The organism is Sporosarcina sp. ACRSL (assembly GCF_022346605.1).
Lineage (GTDB): Bacteria > Bacillota > Bacilli > Bacillales_A > Planococcaceae > Sporosarcina.
Map to the genome: position 1 here is coordinate 44,907 of NZ_JAKRNT010000009.1, position 23,717 is coordinate 68,623.

Consider the following 23,717-nt stretch of genomic DNA (forward strand, 5'->3'; position numbering starts at 1 on the left):
TAGTTATAACCAAGTATAACTTCATAGTATTATTTATAATTTGTTATATCTGAATATATTGCATTTACTTTCCTAGTAAGCGAGAATAGAAGTAGGACAGAAACAGGAGGTTACTTATGACTAATCATCAGGCAGCTTCGTATACGACAGAAGAGATTGCAGATCTGTTGAAAGTGTCCAAACTAACGGTCTATGATCTCATTAAAAAAGGAGAGCTCCGTGCATACAGGGTCGGACGACAGATGCGTGTCGATGCAGAGGATCTTGAAGCTTATAAGGACAAATCAAAAAGCGGCGGCATGATTGTTAAAAGCGAAAAAATGATTTCTGAAACGCCCGAGCAGCCGATTACTAGGACCGACACGCCCCCTCCTCCCTATCATTACCAGCCTGCATCATCGGAGAAGCTTATCATAAGTGGACAGGATATCAGCCTCGATTTACTAGCAAATGCCATTGCAAAAAGTGGTGCGGTCAATCGTCCGTTGCGGTCATATACCGGTAGTCTGAACAGCTTGATTGCAATGTATGAAGGTGAAGCTGACATTGTCAGCACACATTTGTTTGATGGAGACACAGGAACATATAATATCCCATATATAAAAAGGATTCTTTCAGGTCGTGAATACATCGTGGTCAATCTATTGTCGAGGCCAGCTGGGTTGTTCGTCCAAAAGAACAATCCGAAAAATATCCGGACTTGGGCAGATTTGAACAATTCCTCTGTAAAAATGGTCAATCGAGAAATAGGGTCAGGAGCGAGGGTGCTGCTCGATGAGAAATTACGGCTGGAAGGCATAAACCCCCGTACTATCGATGGCTATCATTTTGAGGAAATGAATCATATCGCCGTTGCTAGTAAAGTGGCATCCGGTGCTGCGGATGTCGGAGTCGGTATCGAGAAAGCTGCTGCATTGGTAGGGGTAGATTTTATTCCTCTCATTCATGAGCGTTATGACCTTGTCATGTATAAGACACCTGAGAATAAATTTCTACGCGACTCTATTTTATCCATCCTTCGCTCCAAGGCGTTTCAAAATGAAATCGGTGCAATAGGTGGATACGACCTCTCATTAACAGGAACGATTATGTACGAGACGGAATAGGAAAAGGGCTTCGATATTGAATCGCAGCCCTTTTTTACATTTGTTGTTTCATGTTTCATAACATTAGTACTTAACCAAATGAAGTTTACATAATAAAATTATGAGATCGAATATAAAAAAACGTCCGTGTAGGACGTTTATTTATGTGGTTCTTTTACGTCTTCATAATGATACATCTGATTCGGCTCATAATTGTTGTACCGGATCTTCAGCAGTTTAAACAAATGTGTGAATAACACTTTTAGAAGCGCATAACCAGGGATTCCAAGGACAACACCGGCTACACCGAATAAAGAACCCGATGTCAACAGGACGAAAATGATGGTGATTGGATGAATCTTCAATGATTTCCCCATAATTTGCGGGGATATGAATTTTCCATCAATCAATTGAACAATCGTCCAAACGACAGCCAGTTTCACGAGCATGAATGGTGAACTGACAATGGCAATTATAACTGCAGGCGTTATTGCAATGAGCGGTCCCAAATATGGGACGACGCTTGTGACCATCGCTAATGCACCTAATAGCGGTGCGTATTCCATTCCGATAATATAGAATCCGATCGTGACCATAATACCAATGCTAATGGCAACAAGAATTTGACCTTGGATATAAGCCCCTATTTGGCGATCGGCATCTTTGAGAATGGAATCGGCTTCATTTCGAAGACGTGGCGGCAACATTTTTTTGATCATCTGCGGAAGCTTTTCCCCATCCTTCAATAAATAAAAGAGGATAAAAGGAACAGTAACGATTGCGAGAATCAAACCGGTCAACGCAGAAATGAAAGATGTAATTCCTGAAGCGATACCACCTACAGTATCTGTAAATAGTTTACCAATGTTCCCCAATCCGCTATCCAAAATACTCGTAATATTAATATCCATTTCCTTGTAATACGTGGAAACGATTGATGTCCTCAAGAACGTGTCAATGTTAATGAGCATTTGTTTAAAATATGTAGGAAACTCTTCAATTAAGTTGGCAAATTGACCTTTCAAGAATGGATACACAAGAAAAACCAAAGATGTGATTACACCGATCAGCCCGACGAAGATGATGAGTATCCCCCATATTCTCGGGATTCTTAAGCTTTCCAAACCGCGGAGAATGGGGCGCAGTAAATAATAGGCGATTGTTGCCAAAATAATCGGCAACACGACAGTTGAAAAGAAGACTTTAATTGGATAAAAAACGAATGAAACTTTGCTGAACACTAAGATAATCAAGCCGATCAACAGAATGGAGAGGAGCACGAACATCGTTGCTCGTCCTCCTAAAAAACGAATGATCCGCGGTGTCCCGTCATTCCATTCACTTTTACTCTCTGTTGATTGCATCCCTTTATTTTCCATCGACTCCCCTACTTCCCCTACTCAAGTTTCATGTCTAGAAAGGCAGCAAGCGCCTCTTTATTTTTTTCAATATCAAGCTCAATGACCGATCCTGCATGTGAATACGAGTTGAACCGGTATGTTCCTTCAACAGGGATTGTCATCGTTTCGAGATTCGCCATGCCATTCATCAAAAGAGTGATCGCTTTTGTAATTTCGTCTTTGGATGTTAAGTCGGTCTCAATGAATCCCGATAAGGCACCCGCTAATTTAGGAACATTTAAAAGCATTCCTGGTCTCGTTGCTTCCTCTTTGACAGCGCTCATAACCTCCTGCTGCCGGGCTACTCTGCCAAAATCTCCTTCCGCATCAGCTCGATACCGTGCGTACCCGAGTAGTTCCTTTCCGTTCAGGCGCTGTTCGCCCGGCATGAGCGTTACACCTATTTTTTCAGACATTTCTTTCTTGACGTCAATAGTGATGCCTTCTGGAAATGCGATATCAATAATTGACTCGAAATTTTCAAAGTCCACGATCGCATAATGGTGAATCGGGATGTCGAACATGCCGGTAATTGTATCCTTGGCAGTTTGAACCCCGTTCAAATAATACGCAGTGTTCAGTTTATATGACTTGTAACCCGGAATATCTGCATAAATATCCCGCATGAAGGAAACGAGTCGTAACGATCCTTCTTTTTTATTCCAAGAAAGAACCATCATCGTGTCGGTGCGTGACCTGCCACCGTCGTCATTATCAATACCTAAAAGTAAATAGTTTTCAACGGACGGATTTAGGGGATCAATCATATCGCCTTGGAAAAGACCGGGATCAATTTCATTCCCTTTGGCCAATGATTTACCTTCTTTATATTGAAAATATGAAAAGAGGCCCGCTAAAATGAAAACGATGAACAGAAACGTAAAGAATAATCTGCCGACCCGCAGTTTTCTTTTCCTTCTTCTTCTTGGCACCGGGCCCTCGTACTGATCTCCGTTCAAAGTCGATTCCTCCAAATTGTAATGTCATCATTAGGACGATTGATGAATGCTGTTGGTTCCAATATGTATATGGATAGTATATCATGCCAGAAGCCATTACATAATGACCCGAAACTGGACGATTTCCCCATGCACCGATCGACACGATGCATAATCTATAATTAAAGGTGGTGGTATAAATGGGAGGCGTATACGGGAAAGGATACGGCTTTTCCTTTGCTTTATTAGTTGTGCTATTCATCCTGTTAATTATTATTGGTGCTAGCTTTATCTATTAATTGAAAAAAAATAAGCACAACCACTCATTGACACTTCGGGGGAAAGGTTGCACTTCGGTCTAAGACTAGGCCGTAGGCAACCTTTCTTTCGTGTGCTACAATTTGTATGATGAAATGGAGAGGAGTTGTTGAAGATGACCAATGGAAGAATTGAAAAAGCTGCCTTTGCCGGTGGGTGCTTCTGGTGCATGGTAAAGCCTTTTAAAGAATGGGATGGAATTGTCGATGTCGTGTCTGGTTATATGGGTGGTCATGTTGACAATCCGACATATGAAGATGTAAAAAAAGGAGATTCAGGACATTTGGAAGTTGTCGAAATTACATTTGATCCTTCCGTCTTTACATATGAGCAATTACTCGAGGTATATTGGCAGCAAATTGATCCGACTGACGCGGGTGGACAGTTCCATGATCGCGGCCATTCGTATTCGACCGCCATCTTTTATTATAATGATGAACAACGTGTGGCTGCAGAACGCTCGAAAGAGGAACTTGCAAAGAGCGGGAAATTTTCAAAGCCTATTGTAACTGTCATTCGGCCTTCTGAAACGTTTTACCGCGCCGAAGAATATCACCAGGACTATTACTTAAAAGAGCAAGCGCATTACGAAGAAGACCGCGCCAAATCAGGACGCGACGAGTTCATAAAAGATTATTGGAAATAAATTTATAGTAAATCTATAAATAAAGACCGGCATTGGAAGTATCCATAACCGGTCTTTAAATTATTTATTAGTATTTTACTCTTGCGTTTCCCGCTCCCCAATCATAAACGTTAGAACAATCATTGCAACGAACAATCCCATAAAAATCAACAATGTGTAATGATGATCACCCGTCCAGTCGTATATCAATGCAATTACTAACGGCAAAAATCCAGCCATCAGATAGCCGCCAGTCTGCATCATAGCTGTCCAAGCATTCGTGTCTTCAGGGGTTTCCGTTGCGTCCAATGGAAATAACAATGAAATCGGAAATAAGCCAGCAAGCGGTATCGCCAATAAAACTGAGCTTGCCCACATAAGTGTACTCTCCCCTGTCCAAAGCATGCTGAATCCAATCAATCCCATTATTAAAAACAGGAGCAACCAGAACCTCCGTCTCGGAAAACGTTCATATAGAAGCGGAAATATAAGATTTAATACAATCTGTAGCGTCATCATCAAAGATAAGAGCATACTCGCTTGCACAAGAGACATTCCCGCGTCTGTTACGACCGGTACAATCCAAGTTATGACACAAAAGAAACTAGCTGCCTGGAAACCGAAAAAGAGTAAGTACAGCCAAGCTTTCTTCTTGCGCCAAGGAGACACTGTATCGGCCTTTCTCTTATCAATGATGTCACTTCCCTCTTGCTGAACTCTCATATCCCCTTTGACCGAAATCATCCAAAGGATTATGCCCGCAACGGCTAAAACAGCCCATATGCCGAGTGCAAATGGATAGGAACCTGTCGACTCGAATAATATAGCTGTAAGGCCTGCCCCTAATGAGGAACCTACCCCCATCCCAAATGAATAGACACCGATGACACTGGTCGACCGTTCAGGAAAACTTTGTTTAATCATTGCAGATAGAAGTGGTCCCATGACAGCTATCGCAATTCCTATAATAATCGCCGAAATGAGTAAAGAAGTATAGTTCGCATAAAACCCTCGCAGCATCGTCATGAAGCCGATCAAAATAAGCATAAGATACATGGAGCGAGTCAATCCTAATTTACGATTCAAATAGGGAGATAAAGATGCGAAGAGTCCCATGCAAAACACTGGCAATGCTGTCAGCAGGCTCACTTGTGCATTCGTCAGTGATAGATCGTGTCTTATAATATCAAGCATCGGTCCGATTGATGTGATGGCTGGTCTCATATTTACAGACACGGCAAAAATTGTAATGATGAGTAAAGTGGCGTTTTGTTTTGAAATACGTTGTGACATTCATAATCTCCTTTTATATATATCGGGAACTTGTGTTCTTTCCCAATTTCAATTATACTAATCTTGAAAGGAAAGATTAGTATGAAGCTCCTCCATTGGGAATATACACGGAAGTACCAAGTAAAATGTATATTTGATGAGTTCCCCAAGACGGTTTTTCTTTTCCGGAAAGTGAAGGACTATTATTTTTTGTTTTCCATGTCCGGATTGGATAAGCATGCGATTCCGACTAAAAAAGATTATGTACGGATGGAATATTTGCTAAACAAAGAATTATGCTTATTGGACGCCTACCGGCAACGGAGCGTTTTCAAATGTTGATCCCCCAAAAGGGGATTTTTTTGTGGAAACAAATTGGAAGAGTGAATAGAAATAACAATATGCGAAGTTTCCTTTACAATCATACACGAGATGAGCGAAAAAGTGCTGAAATTGAATCGAACGCGTACCACTCATTATGGAATCCATGTTATAATAGGAGCATTGTGAATTTAGGAGGATTTTTTATGATAGCAGTCAGTAATGTAAGTCTTCAATTCGGTGACCGCAAACTGTTTGAAGATGTGAATATACAGTTCAACCCAGGCCATTGCTATGGTTTGATCGGTGCAAATGGTGCCGGAAAATCGACATTCCTTAAAATTTTATCCGGTGAATTAGAACCTCAAACAGGACACGTCATCATGAACAAAGATGAACGATTGGCAGTCTTGAAACAGAACCACTTCGAATATGAAGAAAACGAAGTGCTCGATACGGTCATTCGAGGGCACCAACGGCTCTATGATATTATGACCGAAAAAAATGCCATCTATATGAAAGAGGATTTCTCGGATGAAGATGGTATGCGAGCAGCGGAACTCGAAGGCGAATTCGCTGAATTGAATGGATGGGAAGCAGAATCAGAAGCTGCGATCCTCCTTCAAGGATTGGGAATTCCAGAAAGTTTACACCATGTGAAAATGTCCGAGTTAAGCGGATCTGAAAAAGTAAAAGTGCTCCTTGCACAGGCACTATTCGGAAAACCCGACGTCTTGCTTCTAGATGAGCCGACGAACCACTTAGACTTAAAAGCGATTCAATGGCTGGAAGAATTCCTTATCGAGTTCGAAAATACAGTTATCGTCGTATCACATGACCGTCACTTCTTAAACAAGGTTTGTACACAAATCGCGGATCTTGACTTCTCGAAGATTCAGCTCTACCCAGGAAACTATGATTTCTGGTACGAATCTAGCCAATTGGCACTGAAGATGGCGCAAGACCAAAACAAGAAAAAAGAAGAGAAAATCAAAGAATTGCAAGCTTTCGTTGCCCGTTTCAGCGCAAATGCTTCGAAATCAAAACAAGCGACATCTCGTAAAAAAGCACTTGAAAAGATTGAATTGGATGATATTAAGCCTTCTTCCCGCCGCTATCCGTTCGTTAACTTCCAAATCGGCCGCGAAATCGGGAATGACGTGCTAAGCGTAAAAGATCTTTCCAAAACTCAAGATGGAAAAGTGATGCTGAAAGATGTTACATTCACGATGAATAAGGAAGATAAAATTATTCTATTAGGTAATCCACTTGCAAAAACGGCGCTTTTGGAAATCCTTGCTGAAGAGGCACAACCTGATGCAGGAACATTCAAATGGGGCGTCACGACTACCCGTTCCTATTTCCCTCTTGATAATAGCGAGTATTTTGAGGGGTCTGAAACATCATTGGTTGAATGGCTTCGCCAATATTCACCAGAAGATCAAACCGAAACGTTTTTACGTGGCTTCCTAGGTCGTATGCTCTTCTCCGGCGAAGAAGTTAAAAAGAAACCTTCTGTGCTATCTGGTGGAGAAAAGGTTCGTTGCATGCTTTCTAAAATGATGTTGACGAATGCCAACGTCCTCTTGCTTGACGAACCGATGAACCACTTGGATTTGGAGTCAATTCAAGCACTGAACAATGGATTGATCGCGTTCAAAGGTGCAATGATTTTCACTTCACATGACCAACAGTTCATTCAGACAGTCGCCAACAGGATCATTGAAATCCGTGAAGACGGTACTATCTTCGACAAAATGATGCAATATGACGAATATCTCGAATGGAAAGAGCAACAAGCCATTTCCAACTAATGAGTTTCAACCGTTTCCTTTAAGTAGGGAACGGTTTTTATTTGGCAAAATAGTTATGGAAATCAAGAAGGATAGTCTTCACCTTATCGGCAATACTATAAGAAAGGAGTGTGTTTATAAATGAGAGGGAAAATCATATTCATACAAGTCTTATTTATCGCCTTGATCGCTTCCGGTTGTACAAACAAAACAACGAGCTTGAACAATTCAGGTAATAGCGGTGAAACGACAAATCCAAAAGGACAAACAGAAAATAATGAAGTACAGACCGAAAAAGCGAATCCAAATGATCGAACATTAGTTGACTTCTTCCTTCCTGCAGGGTCGACTGCCCGTTTTAGAGGGGAAGGAAATGAATTTGCGAAATTGGATATAGATTTTGCCCATCCCTACGAGAATTATGTAATTCTTCATGAAAATAATGGTGGCACAGTCATAAGGAAAATTTATAAAATTGAACCGAATCAAATTACTACATTGGAACAACGGCCTGTTGATTTACATGAAGACTTCCCTTCCCTTGAGGAAATCGAAAAAATGGAGCCGATCGGCATCTATTTAAAAAAACCCTTTGAAGTTGGTACAACATTTGACGATTGGGAAATTATCGAGACAGATGTGAAAGTCGATACACCATTTCAGAAATTCGATCATGCATTGATCATTGAACAAAAGGGTGAAGGGTTCGTAAATCGAACCTATTTGGTCGAAGGATTTGGCGAAGTAAAGCGGGAGTCCATTATGGACACGGTCGATCCAGACGAAAAATACATCGTTACGTCAACTTTAGAGTCCGTCACAAAACCGGAATAGGTGCGGTTGGCAAGCGACTTCCACTTTTGTATCGTCTAACTTCCTCCACATTTGTATAAAAAAAGAGGCACCTGTTAAGGAGCCTCTTTTGTCTGACGAATTATAGTTTCACTACGTTAGCAGCTTGAAGACCACGGTTGCCTTCTACAACTTCGAACTCAACTTGTTGACCTTCGTCCAAAGTTTTAAATCCGTCTCCTTGGATTGCGGAGAAGTGTACGAATACGTCGTCTTCCCCTTCAACTTCGATAAATCCGAAGCCTTTTTCAGAGTTGAACCATTTTACAGTACCTTGTTTCATGTGTGACTACCTCCAAATAATTTACTTACTAATACATGAAAAAATTCACATATTACAAAAAGCACCGACAACGCCGATCACCTTTTGTAATACGTGAATACGTTTGTTTCGGTAAATCGATTTAATATTACTGCTACTATACCATACCCAAGAGAATTGTCAATATAACAATATCAAATATTCGAATTATTTATTAATGTAAAGGCATAAGGTTTACCGTCCATAAATGTAATAATCCCATGAAATATTTGCAGATCTTCATCGCAGCCTTCACAAAAAATACGCTCACGATCTGTCCAGTAGGCGAAAAAACAGTCTTTTCGCTCCTCATAGTAATTATATTTTGTACCGAATTCCTTTTTCAATTCATAGAGGTAATGTAATGCCTCTTTTTCCGAATCAAAAGCCTTTCGTGATTGAATCATTTTTTCCCAGTCTTCGAACATCCACCAAGGCTCATAATCCGCTTTCATATAGATTACTTCATATTTCATTTTCCATTCCTCCCTATCCGAAAGACGGTGAGTGGATTCATTCTAACAAATCTCCCTGAACTATCCAAGTAAATGGATTCATATTTCGATAACAATGTATTTCCATTGCAAATCAGGTATAATTGGACTAAGCAGATGAAACTTTTAATCGATTCAAACGTAGTAAAGGTTAGAGAAAACAAGGAGGCCTGTAGATCATGCAAGAAGTTAAACAATTTTTCCAGAGGCACTTAATAGCGGCGCCAATCAGCTTCGGTTCTTGGCTGGCGATGATCCTTGCTGCAGGCATGAATCCACTCGCCGCAACGGGCCTGATGATTGCAATATACTTAGGTGGCAATTTTACGATAAAACAAATACAAATTTCGTCAAATGTCAAAGAGTTTGGCATGTCGAGGTCCGAATACAAGCATATTAAAAACCAGATTAACGAAGCAAAATTAAAAATCAAGAAGTTGAACGGTTTATACGGTCAAGTTCGTTCAGTACAGGCATTTAAACAAGTATATGAGATGAATAACTTGGCAAAGAGGATTCTCACCATAGTACGCAAGAACCCGAAAAAATTCTATCATGTCGAGAAATTTTTCTATTCACATCTCGATTCAGCTGTTGAGCTGACTTCTAAATACGCAATGCTCGTCAATCAACCATTGAAAGATCATGAAATTAGGGTTGCCCTTCAACATACAAGGGAAACACTAACAGATGTGAATAAACAATTGGAGCAGGATTTAAGAGGCGCATTGGCGACTGATATTGAACAGTTGCAGCTTGAACTGGATTATGTGGATGTCACGATAAAAAAGAATAAACCATTGCTTGAGATGAAAGGAGAAATGCAGAATGACAGAAAATAACTTATCACATACAGAGGTAAAAACGATGGATGACCTATTGGACAATCCATTTAACGTACATGAACCGCTACTGCCAAAGGAGATGCAAACGGAACAAAGTAAAGGCCAAGTAGCTGTAAAGCTGATGGATCGCTTAACACCCGAAGAACAGGCAAAAGCGAAGCAACTCGCAGAACAAATTCCCGTTGGAAATTATGAAGCAATCATAACGTACGGTGCCAATGCGCAAAATGAATTATCACGCTTCTCCCATAAGATGCTCGATCATGTGCAAAGCAAAGATATCGGTCCTGTCGGTGATGTGTTAAGCGACTTAATGAGCAAGCTTTCTGAAATAGACCCTGAAGACTTATCTGAAAAGAAAAAAACGGGATTAGGCCGCCTATTCAACAGAGCGAAAAAATCAATCCAAGAAATGATGACGAAATACCAAAAGCTTAGTACGCAAATCGATCGTATCGGCGTTCAATTAGAGCATTCGAAGCGCGGCTTGCTTGAAGATGTCCAAATGCTCGATAGCCTTTACGAACAAAACAAGACCTATTTCCAAGCATTAAATGTCTATATCGCTGCTGCCGAGTTGAAACGCGATGAAATTGCGAATGTCATTATTCCAGAAATGCAAAGAAAAGCGGAGCTGTCAAATGATCAAATGGCTTTCCAAGAAGTGAATGATATGGGGCAATTCCTTGATCGATTGGAAAAACGTTTATATGATCTCCAACTTTCGAGACAAATCACAATTCAAAGTGCTCCGCAAATTCGGATGATACAACAGACGAACCAGACGCTTGCCGAGAAGATTCAATCGTCTATTATGACATCTATTCCACTTTGGAAAAACCAGATCGCGATCGCGCTTACTTTGAACAGACAACGAAAAGCAGTCGAGTCACAGCGTCTCGTGACGAAGACGACAAATGACCTTCTCTTGAAAAACTCAGAGATGTTGAAGGTAAACTCAATCGAAACTGCAAAAGAAAACGAACGGGGTATTATTGAAATTGATACGCTAAAGAAAACTCAGGAAAACTTGATCCAGACAATCGAGGAAACATTAGTCATTCAAGCAGACGGACGCGCGAAGCGAAAAGCCGCGGAAGTGGAAATCGCCCGTATGGAAGAAGAGTTGAAGCAACGCCTTCTTGCTGTACACGAAAAAACACAAACCCCAAATCGTCCATTATAACATCAAAAAAACCGCCCTTGGCGGTTTTTTCATTATCCTAGCGCAATCGCTAACAGCTTTCTCAATATCCTTAACGTCTGATCAGTGAAATGTTCAACTGATTCGGATGCTGCGGATTTATTGCCGAACATCATCGAGAACAATGCCCGTTGATCATCCGTAGGCTCTTCCGAAGCTAAAAATAAATGAATGACAGAGACTCCCTTTTTTTCAGCTTCTAATACCGATTCCCTCGTATCCAAAATGCCGTTTCGATCATAACCAAAAGCCGAAGGTTCACCATCCGAAAAAACGAGAAGGAATTTATGCTTTTCAGGTCTGACCAATAGTCTCCGAGTCATCCATCTAATCGCGAAACCGTCCCGATTATCTTCATTCGTTTCAAATGATAGAATGGTCAGCCCGTCATCATTGTTTCGGTCGTCGAATGTATGCATCATCCCAAAAACATTCGGCTGAAGATTTTTAGAGACTTCATTCGCATCCTCGTAATAGGAAGAGATTTCATGTTGTACGTTCAATTGCCTTAAGACATCATGGAATAACAAAACCGCTTTTTTCGTTTCCTCTAACTTATCCATCATGGAAGCCGAACCATCGACGAGCAAGCCAAAGACAGCATTCAATTTATCAGATGGCGTATTTTTTCGGTAAAAGGGTCGCGGCCGTTCATCCACTAACAATGTCGTCAGCTTTGATGATAATCTTCCTTTCATCAGTCGGTTTCTTCTTGCATCCTCTTTCAATTCAATCCGCTTTTTCATTTCCGTAACAAAAGAACGGACATGTGGCTTTTGTTCTTCTCTCCATTGGGATAGCTTGGCGATATTGCCATCATCACGGATAGTTTTTACAACCTGTTCTTCGTACACGACGTTAACATGCTCTTTTCCGAAATCTAGCCCAGCTTTTTTCCACTTTGATTTCTTTTCGGACTGCTCGCGTTCTTCATCAGACCACTTATCGCTTTCATCCCCCTCTGAGCGACCGAATCCCGTTTCTTGTATTTCAGCAGTTTCATTACCCTCTGCTATATTACTGCCATCCCCCCTACCAGCCCTGCCGTGTTCAAGCTCGTATTCAAGGTGAACACCTGACTCGCTTTCACTTTCTCTGTGCCATGTGCGGAAGATTTCCTCAATCGTTTCTTTTGGGTCTTGTTCTCCTGTTTCTGCGTCTGTCATTCCTTCATGATAATGAAAAACAGCTGTATCATCAGAAAGTGCATCTCCAACAGCATAATACTGGAGGACAAGGTCATTTTCGACTGCTTCCTCAATCATAAAAATGATCCGTTCTACAAGAGCAGCCATATCGGAAGTAGATTTCGCGTCAGTCGCATAAGTAGCAATCGTGTTAATCTTCCCGATCGGCAATTGCCAATCGATTTGAGAACTAGTAACTACTCCTTCATGTAATGTGATAAACAGTTGGTTCAGTAATGCATCAGCGATGAAGCCCTTATTCAAATTGGATAAGAGCCGGTCCCGATGGAATTCCAGCATTAGCAGTCGTCTGACTGTAAACGCCTTGGAGGTCCCTGGTCTCTCCTTTTCAACTACGTCCATCAGACGGAATTCCTCCATCAATAGCAACAATTCTTCAGCGAATCTCCGTAAAGGATGGTCCGTATACTTTCTTCTGAATCGGATCCAATTCGTTACAGAAAAATGCTTCCAGAAACCTATAGTCAATAAATAAACATCCGATAATCGACCTAAATGCATGACTTCCGTGGAACGATGCCTCCAAAATACACTAAGCGAGATGATGCCCTCTTTCGGCTGGAACTCAAATAGTTTGCGCTCAGTCAATTCCAAAAATTGTGCTTCTGCAAGTGCTCTGCCTAGCCGCTCATAAAGTAACAGCAAATTGGCATCGATCGTCTCATCATTAAACTGAATGAACCGATTTAACTTGACCATTTCATTCGCCTCACTTCACCCACGTTTCCACTAATTCCATCACTAGTTCCCTTTCCATCCGATCATCCATCTTTTCAGCAATCGCATACTGGATTGCACGCTTCACGGGCATATGTCCCGCGAGTGCAATTGCATCCAACAAACTTCTAACAGATGCGGCTTCTTCTGCTAGAAGACCGTTCAACACTTGCTTTTTCAAATCTTCATTAATGTTCATCATTGTATCGACTAAAGCCGTTTCAGCTTGAGGAAATAGTGTCTGAATGATTTCCCGCAATTGCTCACCAGACAAATAGGGAATTGCAAAAGAAATGAATCGGTTTTTCAAAGCTTCGTTCATCGGTGAAGTTCCGACGTATCCTTCATTTATAGCTGCCACGACTGTGAAATCAGGATGCGCATGGATAACCTCGCCCGTAAAAGGGTTCGTCAACATACGTCTATGATCGAGGACGCTATGTAAAATCGGTAGTGTTTCAGGCTTCGCCATATTGATCTCATCAATATAAAGAATATGGCCTTCTTTCATCGCTTGGACAACAGGTCCTTCTACAAATTCGATGATGGATTGTCCATCTGTAGTATTGATCGTTTTGAATCCTAACAGTGATTCGGCATCTAAATCGACAGAACAGTTCACGCTATGCATCGGCTGGTTAAAAAAGTGTGAAATACTTTGTGCGAGTTTTGTCTTTCCGGATCCGGAAGGACCTTTTAAAAGGATAGGCTTTTTTAAGACAGCACTGATTAATACGTCCTCCCACAGATGACGCACCGGAGAAATATAGCCGCCTTCCTGTACTAAATCCTCTTTATGCTTATCATATACTCTCGCAAGCCTCTTCGTTCTTTCGTTCAATATTATAGGGTCCATAACATGTACATCCTCCTAAAATAAAAATGCCCAATGCCGAAATCGTCGGCATCGGGCGAAAAATCATTCGAAATACGTTTTATAAAATCCGCCGACTTTACCGGTATTATCTACGATGAAAATGAATTCGTCTGTCTCATTCTTCACATCATATTCTTTGCCCGGAGTTAAACAATCATTTACGACGTACTTTTCCGCATTCGCATGTTTACATACGACTTTCCGAAGTGTCGGTGCTGTATTCCATTCTTTGAAAGTCATGAGATCACCATCCAATTAGAAGTATTTGAAAAAGCCCGAGAATCTCGGGCTTTTTCAGTTATTAGTTACATCTAGACTCCGGGCAGGCGCCCTTCGCTTTTGTTATGATCCAAGTAGAAGATCTTCAGGGTTTTCAATCAATTCTTTAACCATTTTCAAGAAGCCGACTGAGTCTTTACCATCAATGACACGGTGGTCATAAGATAATGCCACATACATCATTGGACGGATTTCAACTTTATCACCAACAGCTACAGGACGTTTTTGAATTGTGTGCATTCCTAGTATACCCACTTGAGTACCGTTTAAGATCGGTGTTGAGAACAATGATCCGAATACACCACCGTTAGTGATAGTGAAAGAACCGCCAGACATATCTGCAATTGTCAATTTATTGTCTCTCGCCTTCCCAGCAAGCTCTCCGATTGTAGATTCGATTTCAGCAAAATTCTTACGGTCTGCATCGCGTACAATTGGAACGACCAGTCCACCTTCAGTCGATACTGCGATACCAATGTCGTAATAATGCTTCAAGATGATGTCGTCACCATCGATTTCTGAGTTGACGTATGGATATTTCTTAAGTGCTGCTACAACTGCTTTCGTAAAGAAAGACATGAAACCAAGGCGAACATCATTTTTGTCATAGAATTCGTCTTTTTTACGCGAACGAAGTTCCATGACCGCTGTCATATCGATTTCATTGAAAGTAGTCAACATAGCTGTAGATTGTCTAACTTCCAATAGACGTTTTGCAATTGTTTGACGGCGACGTGTCATTCTTTCACGTGTTTCGCGCCCGTCTTCTACAGGTGCTGCCGCAGCTTTTGCTGGTGCTGCAGGTGCTGCAGATGCTTTTGGAGCTGTTCCGTGCGCTTCAACGTCTTGTACGCGGACACGTCCCATAGGATCGACAGGTGAAACAGCGGCTAAATCAATTCCTTTTTCACGAGCCAATTTCCTTGCAGCCGGGCTCGCAATTGTTCGATCAGAAGAAGTAGTCTCTTCTTTCGATTGAGCTGGCGCCGCTTGTTGTGGTGCAGAAGCTGCTGGTGCCTCTTCCGCTTTTGGTGCAGCCTGTTCAGATTGGGCAGCAGGTGCTCCAGAACCTTCACCTACAACTGCAATCACTTGACCGACTTCAACTGTATCGCCTTCGGCAGCAAGAAGTTCTTGGATAACCCCTGCTTCCTCAGAAATGACTTCAACGTTAACTTTATCGGTCTCCAATTCTACGATAAACTCACCTTTATCAACACTCTCGCCAGGTTGTTTCAACCATTTCGCAATCGTTCCTTCAGTAATCGATTCTGCAAGTTCAGGTACTTTGATTTCAGCCACAATAAATTCCTCCTCTGTTCTACCGTTCAACGGTGCATAACAAAATTCTTTATATGTGTACTTATTTTTTCAACGCTTCTTCGATGATACGTTGTTGCTCAACTTTATGTGCTTCCCCACTACCTTCTGAAGGGCTTGCACGGTGAATACGACCTACGTAGGAAACCGATTGTTTTCCACCTGCGATTTCTTGCATATATTCTAAAGCGAATGACCAAGACCCCATGTTCTTAGGTTCTTCTTGAACCCAAACGAGTTCTTTCGCTTTTGGATAACGAGCTACGATCGCGGCAATTTTTTCGGACGGGAATGGATACAATTGCTCTACTCGCACGATATGCAAGTGGTCAAAACCTTCGCCGTCTTTTACTTTTTCTGCTAGATCAATCGCCATTTTACCGCTAGCGAATAGGATTTTCTTCACTTTATCTGGATTTTGGCCTGTTCCTGGCTGTTCAAGAACAGTTTGGAAGTGGCCGTCCGATAGATCACTTACATCAGCGCCAACGAGCGGATGACGAAGAAGTGATTTTGGTGACACGATGACAAGTGGACGTTCCACATCAGTTCCTAGCATCATTGCCTGTCTGCGCAAGACGTGGAAATAGTTAGCCGCACTTGAAATGTTAGCTACCGTCCAGTTGTTTTCAGCACAAAGCTGCAAATATCTTTCAAGTCGAGCACTGGAGTGTTCTGGTCCCTGTCCCTCATAGGCATGAGGCAAAAGGATGACCATGCCCGATTGCTGACCCCATTTCGAATGGCTGGATGAAATGAATTGGTCAAACATCACTTGGGCCATATTTGCAAAGTCTCCATATTGGGCTTCCCAAATCGTTAACGCTCGGTCTTTTTCCAAGTTATATCCGAACTCGTAACCGACAACCGCAAATTCGGTTAATGGACTGTTATAAGCGACAAACGATGCGCTGGAACCGCTAATATGATGAAGCGGCACAAATTCTTCACCGGTCTTTTCATCATGTAATACAAGATGGCGATGTGCGAAAGTTCCTCGTTGGACGTCCTGACCTGTAACACGGATCGGCTTGCCATCTTGGAGAATGGAACCGAACGCTAATTGTTCAGCATGAGCCCAATCCACTTTTCCTTTTCCTTTGAACGGCTCTTCACGACGCTTCAAAATTCGATCTAACTTACTGAATACCGTAAAGTCCTCTGGGTAAGAAAGAAGCTCTTCGTTCATGCGCTGTAATCTTTCCTCGCTAACACCCGTTTCAAGATCTCTTGGATATCCTGCCAGGACATTTTCAGGTGTCGCATTGGAGCTTTTTGTGGCAACGGAAGCCGTCTCCTTCACTTTGTCGTATGCAGCTTGCATCATTGCAAATACGTCAGCATCCAGCTTTTCAACATCTTTTTCATTCAAAATGTTCTCTTTTACGAGTTCTGAACCGTAAAGTTGGCGTGCTGTTGGATGTTTATGGATCTTATGGTACATCATTGGGTTCGTTACTAATGGCTCATCCATTTCGTTGTGGCCATAACGGCGATACCCAATCAAGTCTATCAATATATCTTTTCCAAATTTTTGGCGATATTCAAATGCAAACGCAGCGACTGCAATTACATCCTCAGGACTGTCCGCATTGACATGTAATACCGGAACTTCGAATCCTTTTGCAGGGTCCGATGAATAATGAGTCGATCTCGAATCGTAATATTCAGTAGTGAATCCAATCGTATTGTTCGCGATAATATGGATCGAACCGCCCGTTTTATATCCGCGGACACGGCTATAGTTGAATGTTTCAGGGACAATTCCTTGACCCGGGAAAGCTGCGTCTCCATGGATCATGATTGCATAAGCGGCTTTCATATCTTGCTCGGGTAGACCTTCTTTGTCTGTATATTCCTGCGCAGCACGTGTCTGGCCAGCAATAACTGGATTAACGACTTCCAAGTGGGAAGGGTTATAAGCCAAGAATCGTTCAGTGCCTGAAGGAGCTTTATAAAGTGCTCCCATATGATATTTAACGTCACCGAACCAACCATGGGTCGTTTCGAGAGATCCATCTTCCGGGAGGAATGGCGTAGAAGGGACTCCTGCAAATTCAGCGAACATCATTTCATATGGTTTATTCAAAATATGTGTCAATACATTCAAGCGGCCACGATGTGCCATACCGATTAATAACTTCTTCACTTTGTCAGCTTCAGAACGGCGAACCAATTCATCAAGAAGGATAACTAAAGAATCAAGTCCTTCAATGGAAAAACGTTTCGCTCCAACAAAAGTACGGTGGATGAACTTCTCAAAACCTTCTATTTTAGTCAATCTTTCTAGCAATGCTTTTTTATCATCAGAAGAAAGCTGAACGGAGATCTCCCCGTTTTCAATTTTTGATTGGATCCATTCACGTTCTTCTTCATCAATGACGTGAGAAAATTCATAAGCAATTTTCCCTGTGTACAATGATTTTAAATAGTTTACCGCATCCAATCCGTTTTCTACATTGGATGGCGGATTTTTTAAAAACAAGGAGGCTGGCATCGACTGCAGATCGTTTTCGGATAATCCATAATACGAAAGCTCCAGTCGGGTAGCGTCTTTTGGTCTGTCTTCAAGCGGATATATATCCGAGGCAAGATGCCCGTATGCACGTATAGCGTCTACTAGTGTATAGGCAGCTAGTACTTTTCCAAAATCACTTGCTGGAACAGCTGACATTGTCGCTGTTTGGTCAATTCCTTCAATAGAAGGTGCCCCGTAACTTCTGAACATTTCAGCAAGTTCGGGATCGACAGATTCGGGTGACACTTTGAACTGTTCATACATTTCCATTACATACCCAAGGTTCGGACCAGTAAATACCGAATAAGGGGAACGTTGGGTACCAACATTGTTCGACATGTAAAATGACCTCCACATTTTGCCTATTGGCCTGTTGTGTTACTATTTAATATCCGTATCCATATTACCACGCAAATACTAGAACGGGAAGGGATTAGTTCTATTTTATTGACAATTATGTGTGTTGAAAATAGAGATTCATTGTTAATTGTTTGTATATTTTTCTTCTCTTCAAAGACTATTCCAGCTAATTCTTGTATGATAGTATCATTTCCGCCATTTTTTCAGGGGATTTTGTATTTGAAACTTTTTTCATATTTGTTAGAAGACTGTCTTTATCCTCAATAAGCGATTTGAAAAGCTCTGGCATAGAATGTTCCTTAAGCTTCTCTTCCTGAATCACTTTGGCAATGCCAAGTGATTCGAATAATGAGGCATTTAATAGCTGATCGCCTCTGCTTTGAGAAGCAGATAACGGAATGAGTAACATGGGTTTTAATACAGATAATAATTCAAATATGGCATTCGATCCTGCGCGTGATACGGAAAAATCGGACGCCGCCAATAAATGAGGCAGCCCTTCTGTTACGTATTCAAATTGCGTATAGCCTTTTGTATGTTCCAAAGTTTCATCAATATTACCTTTACCGCAAAGGTGTATGATTTCAAACTCCTCTAGTAGAACGTCCAAATCCTTTCTTAATTCATCGTTGAGCAGAGCGGATCCTTGGCTGCCGCCCATTACGATGAACACAGGCTTCTCCCCGGATAAACCAGCGATGCGCAGACCTTCCTTCCTGTCACCATGAAAGATTTCCGGTCTGATGACTGCACCCGTAAATGTCGCTTTTCCGGCTGGCACATAGTCGAGTGTTTGTTCGAAGACCGTAAAGATATGTTTGGAAAGAGGCAGTGCGAGTTTGTTCGCAAGTCCCGGAGTGACGTCAGATTCGTGGACAACTACAGGAATTTTAGCAAGCTTTGCCGCCAAAACGACCGGAACCGAAACAAATCCGCCTTTTGAAAAAATAATTTCAGGTTTCAATTTTCGCAATATCGAATATGCTTGTAAGACTCCTGCTCCGACACGGAACGGGTCCGAAAAGTTCTTCATCGAGAAATAACGTCTGAGTTTGCCGCTTTGAATGGCATGATATGTCACTTCACGATGGCCTTCCTTTATCAATTGTTTCTCAATTCCGTCATGGGAACCGATATAATGGACTTCATATCCTTTGTCAATGAATACTGGTATTAACGCTTCGTTGACGGAAACATGCCCTGCAGTCCCGCCCCCTGTCAATACAATTACCGGCCGTTTCATTTGGCCATTCACCTCATCTGATTTTTTAGTAAGCAATATATCCTGAACAACAGCTTCAATGAAATATGAATAATCTTCAGTTCAACATTTATCCATATACACTTCTTTGTTATTATAGCAAATAAATCACTATACAATATCAATAGATTTACATTCAAAGTTATTTTCTCGGATACTATTTAAGCATATGCCACCTTATGGATCAGTTAGGATAGTTACATAGGAATAATTGTATGGAATTAGAGTCTGGACTTTATATATGAAAAATAAAACTCGGACTGATATAGCTAACGGGTTCGGTTGATGGGGAGAAAAGTGCAATTAACAACGCAAATAACAGGCTAATCAGCATACATTTCAACAGTAAAATTGCTATATAATTAACAAGTAAAAACGCTCAGAAAAATCTGAGCATTTTTGTCGAAGTATTTTATTATCCTAATTGAACTAAAGCACCCGTTAATGAAATAAGGAAATTTATATAATCTTACCAGTGTACTTGAAGTTTATTACCATTTGGATCGTAAAAGTGGAAAAAGGCATGACCATTATCTTCTTGTATATCCTCCACCTTAACTTGATTATTAATTAGATGTTGATGAAATTCAGATAATTCCGGGCTTGTAAAGCCGATACTGAAAGCTGATTCATTATTAACTGTAAAATGTGCAAATGTGTCATCGACAGTTGGAACTAAGATAAGTAAAAAAGGTCCCTCATTTACTTTAATAATCGCAAATGGATCATCAGTAATGCTTAATAACTGAAACCCTAATACATCTCTATACCATTGTGCAGACTGTTCTAAATCTTTTACAGGAATTCTAATATAATGTACTTGTTCAATGAATGATTTACTCATATTTACCTCTCCTAAAATTAATCTGGTATATCAAGTTAGTCCCTATTTATACTCCTATCCCTTTCCAATTTAATAATTTTACCTCCCTCTATAAACATTGAAGTATCAACGGTTAAATCACTTCGTGATGTGAGGAAAATTATTTTGCTTCTTACCTAAGGGGATTTTGTTGGCAAGTCGTGTAGTATTCATGAAACCGTTTAAACGCTTCGTTGGGCCTGACCAGTGGAACGACTTTAAATAGAACGTTCCTTAACCTCTTCCGGCCTCGCTTTGAGATCTGTTTCACCCCTGATGTTGGCCAGATGAATATGTCAATCCCGCTAGTTTGTTGAGTTGGTGTGGATCCTCATAATGTGAAAAACAACCTACTTCCGAGAGCAGATCAACGATACTGCATCTCCCATTCCATAGAATTCATAGAGTAGTCCTCCTGTTTGATGATGGGTCAATATCCACGTTGACACTATGCATCATACAAGAGGGCTCTTTTTCTTTCGAGATGGTGTTAATCCTACCTGGATAAACACTTTTACTGCTTTACATTCATCTTAATTTATAGTATCAAACAGCTCTACATCTATATTTTTTATATCTGTCCAGCTATAAAACTTTTCAAGATGCCATTTATTTGTTAATCGTAGATAGTTAGTTTCTTCAATCCATTTATGCAAGTCCTCATAGGCGTCCCTAATTTCATCATTTGGTCCTTTATGTCTCACAACGGCATATCTTTGTGAGGGTATTGTCAAGGTAATCATTTCATCAGGAATATTCTCGTATTCATTTACTTCTACGCAGATCCAATAGCCATCTTCATTGTCCGTTTCATTTTCTACAACAAATGCCCCAATTTGTTGCAACGGATTAATAACGTTACTAATTTCACCTATCCGCTCGCTTAACTGTGACGATGCTTTCGGTATTTCATTTACATACTGGTCACCTGGGCACAATACTCGAAAACCGACTAACTTTAATTCAGATAACTCTATTACAGACTTGTTCTGTAATGTTGATTTAGACACATAATTCACTCCTTTGAATATAATAACTACATATTTCTACAAATAAATAAATATTCCTGCTACTTTAATCATATTGCTCCTTTATTCAATATATAAAAAAAATAGGCGTTGATCTTTCAAGAGCAACACTCCATTATTTGAAGAGTCAAGAAGGATTCAAAAGTGGAATCATGTACCTAAAAGTACTTTCATCTGGTGACTCAAACTTTTCTAACTTTACACCTTTTGTTCTAAAACCAAATCGGTGGACTAGCCTCATAAAATTAAAACACATAAAGGGATCGTACACATTACACTCCATCGTAGCGTAAAGCGTTGGCTCTTGTTGCTCTATATACATATTAATCGCCTTGTCACTCAAGTTGGATGGATACTCTTTATTCAGGATGAATCCAACCTCGCCAACCATTGAATTCCCTTTAGATTCTAATGTCCTTATAAAAATACCTGGTCTAACTCCTAGTCCCAATTTTTTAACCTTCTCTAATTCTGAGGTCATCACAGACTGAAAAGGGTTTATTTCTCTTGGCACTTCATGTCTAAACCATATAAATAGTATGGGTTCGTCCCATTTAACTAAATTGATATGTTGCTCTTTAGCAGTCACACCACTTAAATATTGTTTTGCGATTTTTAATGTAGATATCTTTGAATCTACCTCATGCTTCCAATTTGAAATTAATCGTTCCTTCTCTTCCTCGCTTGAATGCATATACTGATAAATGTCTTCAATGCTAATGCCAGACAAACGAAGTGAATGAATAATCAATGCGTGTGATACTTGATCGTCTGTATAAATCCTATAGCCGTTCTCTAAACGTTGTTTGGGCTCCAACAATTTTTTTTGATCATAGAAACGAAGAGTACTTGGTGGCAGGCCAGTTCGCTCAGAAAATTCATTGATTTTCATCCCCATTTCTCTTCACTCCCTTTTGCTGTTATGCAGGATAAGACCAAACGTTTATGCGGTTTCCATCTAAATCAAAGAAATGAAAACCCGCCCAGCCATTATGGGGATTACCAGCAACTTCGGATGGATTCAAACCATTTTCCTTAAGTTGATTGTAGGTTTCATGAAATAACTCTGGTCTGACGTCAAAGTAATTCCGAACAGAAGGGTTTGCTTTTTCGAAAGTTATATCTTCAATCTTTTCCAACCATATATTGTCGTAAAACACTTGAGACAGCTGCATCCAGTCATATGCATCCTCTACTTGTAAGTGTGCATAATTGTCATTTTGTTCTACTACTTTAACACCAAGGTTCTCTTGATACCAAGCGACAGCTTTATTGATATCTTTTACACCTATTCTTACATTAACATCGCCAAAACCTGTTACTCTAGCTTCAGGGAATTGCCCTTCCAAAGATTTATTGTGGACCGCTGTAATCCTTGCGTTATCAAAAGCATGGATATCAAAGCTAACTTGTCCAGTAGGTAAGGTAACCATATTGGAAACCTTGATTCCCTCCTTTTCAAAATAGGAAAGGGTATCCTCAAGATTCGTCACCTCAAATCCTACTCTTGTATGTCCTTCAAAATCACCTTCAAATTTAAAATGTTCAAATTCGCCTTCAAAGGACTTCAATGTCACCACACCTAATCTAGGCATTTTGAGAAAAGCCTTTTTTCCGACAGGTGTAACAACACTGTCTAAACAAGTCCATCCCATATGCTTGCTATACCATTCAATCCCCTCTTCAAATTTGTCCCATGATACCATGATAAATCCGCCGTCCCAACGGAAAGTCATCTGCTCCATCCCTTTCTTGTTAATGTATTCGGTATGTTCTACCAATTTCATTCTAAAGGTTCGAGTAAGTCGAAGGTCAAGTACAATTTCACATGTTTCTTTA

Annotated in this window: 22 protein-coding genes and 1 pseudogene; 7 read left to right on the plus strand and 16 right to left on the minus strand. The window is 40.7% G+C overall.

The features are described 5' to 3' along the window. Positions 1 to 116 precede the first annotated feature (116 nt). Entirely contained in the window at positions 117 to 1,106 is a 990-nt protein-coding gene (locus tag MHZ92_RS13940) for a helix-turn-helix transcriptional regulator (RefSeq protein WP_239432330.1), read from the plus strand. 137 nt (positions 1,107 to 1,243) lie between these two features. Here MHZ92_RS13940 and MHZ92_RS13945 read toward each other — a convergent pair whose 3' ends face one another. Then, on the minus strand, positions 1,244 to 2,449 hold the full coding sequence (locus tag MHZ92_RS13945; RefSeq protein ID WP_370644755.1) for an AI-2E family transporter: 1,206 nt from the start codon (positions 2,447 to 2,449) through the stop codon (positions 1,244 to 1,246). A gap of 32 nt (positions 2,450 to 2,481) precedes the next feature. Then, the gene (locus MHZ92_RS13950; protein ID WP_239432332.1) at positions 2,482 to 3,444 is read right to left on the minus strand and encodes an LCP family protein; all 963 of its coding nucleotides are present in this window, start codon (positions 3,442 to 3,444) and stop codon (positions 2,482 to 2,484) included. 179 nt (positions 3,445 to 3,623) lie between these two features. Here MHZ92_RS13950 and MHZ92_RS13955 point away from each other — a divergent pair, with 179 nt between their 5' ends. Both MHZ92_RS13955 and msrA read left to right on the plus strand, forming a co-directional pair. After that, complete coding sequence (locus tag MHZ92_RS13955) at positions 3,624 to 3,722, plus strand: YjcZ family sporulation protein (protein ID WP_239432333.1); 99 nt, start codon at positions 3,624 to 3,626, stop codon at positions 3,720 to 3,722. Positions 3,723 to 3,856: 134 nt separating this feature from the next. Continuing rightward, entirely contained in the window at positions 3,857 to 4,387 is a 531-nt protein-coding gene (gene msrA, locus MHZ92_RS13960) for a peptide-methionine (S)-S-oxide reductase MsrA (RefSeq protein WP_239432334.1), read from the plus strand. A 75-nt stretch (positions 4,388 to 4,462) separates the two neighbouring features. Here msrA and MHZ92_RS13965 read toward each other — a convergent pair whose 3' ends face one another. Beyond that, positions 4,463 to 5,659 (minus strand): MFS transporter, encoded by a 1,197-nt coding sequence (locus MHZ92_RS13965; RefSeq protein WP_239432335.1) that lies wholly within the window; start codon positions 5,657 to 5,659, stop codon positions 4,463 to 4,465. Between the two features lie 506 nt (positions 5,660 to 6,165). Here MHZ92_RS13965 and MHZ92_RS13970 point away from each other — a divergent pair. Continuing rightward, on the plus strand, positions 6,166 to 7,773 hold the full coding sequence (locus tag MHZ92_RS13970) for an ABC-F family ATP-binding cassette domain-containing protein (RefSeq protein WP_239432336.1): 1,608 nt from the start codon (positions 6,166 to 6,168) through the stop codon (positions 7,771 to 7,773). 120 nt (positions 7,774 to 7,893) lie between these two features. Then, positions 7,894 to 8,586: a hypothetical protein gene (locus MHZ92_RS13975; RefSeq protein ID WP_239432337.1), complete on the plus strand. Its 693-nt coding sequence runs from the start codon at positions 7,894 to 7,896 to the stop codon at positions 8,584 to 8,586. A 100-nt stretch (positions 8,587 to 8,686) separates the two neighbouring features. On the opposite strand, the gene MHZ92_RS13980 is transcribed toward MHZ92_RS13975, so the two are convergent. Together MHZ92_RS13980 and MHZ92_RS13985 are read right to left on the minus strand one after the other, a co-directional pair. Next, entirely contained in the window at positions 8,687 to 8,887 is a 201-nt protein-coding gene (locus tag MHZ92_RS13980; protein ID WP_060210432.1) for a cold-shock protein, read from the minus strand. Positions 8,888 to 9,060: 173 nt separating this feature from the next. Next, positions 9,061 to 9,381: a DUF1033 family protein gene (locus MHZ92_RS13985; RefSeq protein ID WP_239432338.1), complete on the minus strand. Its 321-nt coding sequence runs from the start codon at positions 9,379 to 9,381 to the stop codon at positions 9,061 to 9,063. A gap of 197 nt (positions 9,382 to 9,578) precedes the next feature. Between MHZ92_RS13985 and MHZ92_RS13990 the strand changes: the two genes are divergently transcribed. Both MHZ92_RS13990 and MHZ92_RS13995 read left to right on the plus strand, forming a co-directional pair. After that, a complete protein-coding gene (locus MHZ92_RS13990) occupies positions 9,579 to 10,241 on the plus strand; it encodes a 5-bromo-4-chloroindolyl phosphate hydrolysis family protein (RefSeq protein WP_239432339.1) in 663 nt (220 codons plus the stop codon). After that, entirely contained in the window at positions 10,228 to 11,430 is a 1,203-nt protein-coding gene (locus MHZ92_RS13995; protein ID WP_239432340.1) for a toxic anion resistance protein, read from the plus strand. Before MHZ92_RS13990 ends, MHZ92_RS13995 begins: the two co-directional genes overlap by 14 nt. 32 nt (positions 11,431 to 11,462) lie before the next feature. Here MHZ92_RS13995 and MHZ92_RS14000 read toward each other — a convergent pair whose 3' ends face one another. The 11 genes and pseudogenes from MHZ92_RS14000 to MHZ92_RS14050 form a co-directional block, all read right to left on the minus strand. Further along, positions 11,463 to 13,355, minus strand: a complete 1,893-nt coding sequence (locus tag MHZ92_RS14000) for a vWA domain-containing protein (RefSeq protein ID WP_239432341.1) — start codon at positions 13,353 to 13,355, stop codon at positions 11,463 to 11,465. 10 nt (positions 13,356 to 13,365) lie between these two features. Next, entirely contained in the window at positions 13,366 to 14,229 is an 864-nt protein-coding gene (locus MHZ92_RS14005) for an ATP-binding protein (RefSeq protein WP_239432342.1), read from the minus strand. Positions 14,230 to 14,292: 63 nt separating this feature from the next. Further along, a complete protein-coding gene (locus MHZ92_RS14010; protein WP_239432343.1) occupies positions 14,293 to 14,490 on the minus strand; it encodes a DUF6501 family protein in 198 nt (65 codons plus the stop codon). A gap of 102 nt (positions 14,491 to 14,592) precedes the next feature. After that, entirely contained in the window at positions 14,593 to 15,831 is a 1,239-nt protein-coding gene (gene odhB, locus MHZ92_RS14015; RefSeq protein WP_239432344.1) for a 2-oxoglutarate dehydrogenase complex dihydrolipoyllysine-residue succinyltransferase, read from the minus strand. A 61-nt stretch (positions 15,832 to 15,892) separates the two neighbouring features. Further along, the gene (locus MHZ92_RS14020; RefSeq protein WP_239432345.1) at positions 15,893 to 18,706 is read right to left on the minus strand and encodes a 2-oxoglutarate dehydrogenase E1 component; all 2,814 of its coding nucleotides are present in this window, start codon (positions 18,704 to 18,706) and stop codon (positions 15,893 to 15,895) included. A 187-nt stretch (positions 18,707 to 18,893) separates the two neighbouring features. Further along, the gene (locus MHZ92_RS14025) at positions 18,894 to 19,970 is read right to left on the minus strand and encodes an undecaprenyldiphospho-muramoylpentapeptide beta-N-acetylglucosaminyltransferase (protein ID WP_239432346.1); all 1,077 of its coding nucleotides are present in this window, start codon (positions 19,968 to 19,970) and stop codon (positions 18,894 to 18,896) included. Positions 19,971 to 20,457: 487 nt separating this feature from the next. Further along, positions 20,458 to 20,832 carry a VOC family protein gene (locus MHZ92_RS14030; protein ID WP_239432347.1) on the minus strand — a complete coding sequence of 125 codons (375 nt, stop codon included), beginning with the start codon at positions 20,830 to 20,832 and terminating at the stop codon, positions 20,458 to 20,460. 154 nt (positions 20,833 to 20,986) lie between these two features. Continuing rightward, positions 20,987 to 21,237: pseudogene (locus MHZ92_RS14035) on the minus strand (IS110 family transposase); the annotation flags it as partial. Between the two features lie 146 nt (positions 21,238 to 21,383). Further along, positions 21,384 to 21,860, minus strand: a complete 477-nt coding sequence (locus MHZ92_RS14040) for a GyrI-like domain-containing protein (protein WP_239432348.1) — start codon at positions 21,858 to 21,860, stop codon at positions 21,384 to 21,386. 145 nt (positions 21,861 to 22,005) lie between these two features. Beyond that, a complete protein-coding gene (locus MHZ92_RS14045; protein ID WP_239432349.1) occupies positions 22,006 to 22,776 on the minus strand; it encodes a helix-turn-helix domain-containing protein in 771 nt (256 codons plus the stop codon). 22 nt (positions 22,777 to 22,798) lie between these two features. After that, positions 22,799 to 23,665, minus strand: a complete 867-nt coding sequence (locus MHZ92_RS14050) for a VOC family protein (RefSeq protein WP_239432350.1) — start codon at positions 23,663 to 23,665, stop codon at positions 22,799 to 22,801. Positions 23,666 to 23,717: the final 52 nt, after the last annotated feature.

Coding starts and splice junctions, on each gene's coding strand:
- MHZ92_RS13940 (WP_239432330.1), top strand. CDS start 117: ATGACTAATCATCAGGCAGCTTCGTATACGACAGAAGAGATTGCAGAT.
- MHZ92_RS13945 (WP_370644755.1), bottom strand. CDS start 2,449: ATGCAATCAACAGAGAGTAAAAGTGAATGGAATGACGGGACACCGCGG.
- MHZ92_RS13955 (WP_239432333.1), top strand. CDS start 3,624: ATGGGAGGCGTATACGGGAAAGGATACGGCTTTTCCTTTGCTTTATTA.
- msrA (WP_239432334.1), top strand. CDS start 3,857: ATGACCAATGGAAGAATTGAAAAAGCTGCCTTTGCCGGTGGGTGCTTC.
- MHZ92_RS13965 (WP_239432335.1), bottom strand. CDS start 5,659: ATGTCACAACGTATTTCAAAACAAAACGCCACTTTACTCATCATTACA.
- MHZ92_RS13970 (WP_239432336.1), top strand. CDS start 6,166: ATGATAGCAGTCAGTAATGTAAGTCTTCAATTCGGTGACCGCAAACTG.
- MHZ92_RS13975 (WP_239432337.1), top strand. CDS start 7,894: ATGAGAGGGAAAATCATATTCATACAAGTCTTATTTATCGCCTTGATC.
- MHZ92_RS13980 (WP_060210432.1), bottom strand. CDS start 8,887: ATGAAACAAGGTACTGTAAAATGGTTCAACTCTGAAAAAGGCTTCGGA.
- MHZ92_RS13985 (WP_239432338.1), bottom strand. CDS start 9,381: ATGAAATATGAAGTAATCTATATGAAAGCGGATTATGAGCCTTGGTGG.
- MHZ92_RS13990 (WP_239432339.1), top strand. CDS start 9,579: ATGCAAGAAGTTAAACAATTTTTCCAGAGGCACTTAATAGCGGCGCCA.
- MHZ92_RS13995 (WP_239432340.1), top strand. CDS start 10,228: ATGACAGAAAATAACTTATCACATACAGAGGTAAAAACGATGGATGAC.
- MHZ92_RS14000 (WP_239432341.1), bottom strand. CDS start 13,355: ATGGTCAAGTTAAATCGGTTCATTCAGTTTAATGATGAGACGATCGAT.
- MHZ92_RS14005 (WP_239432342.1), bottom strand. CDS start 14,229: ATGGACCCTATAATATTGAACGAAAGAACGAAGAGGCTTGCGAGAGTA.
- MHZ92_RS14010 (WP_239432343.1), bottom strand. CDS start 14,490: ATGACTTTCAAAGAATGGAATACAGCACCGACACTTCGGAAAGTCGTA.
- MHZ92_RS14020 (WP_239432345.1), bottom strand. CDS start 18,706: ATGTCGAACAATGTTGGTACCCAACGTTCCCCTTATTCGGTATTTACT.
- MHZ92_RS14025 (WP_239432346.1), bottom strand. CDS start 19,970: ATGAAACGGCCGGTAATTGTATTGACAGGGGGCGGGACTGCAGGGCAT.
- MHZ92_RS14030 (WP_239432347.1), bottom strand. CDS start 20,832: ATGAGTAAATCATTCATTGAACAAGTACATTATATTAGAATTCCTGTA.
- MHZ92_RS14045 (WP_239432349.1), bottom strand. CDS start 22,776: ATGGGGATGAAAATCAATGAATTTTCTGAGCGAACTGGCCTGCCACCA.
- MHZ92_RS14050 (WP_239432350.1), bottom strand. CDS start 23,665: ATGAAATTGGTAGAACATACCGAATACATTAACAAGAAAGGGATGGAG.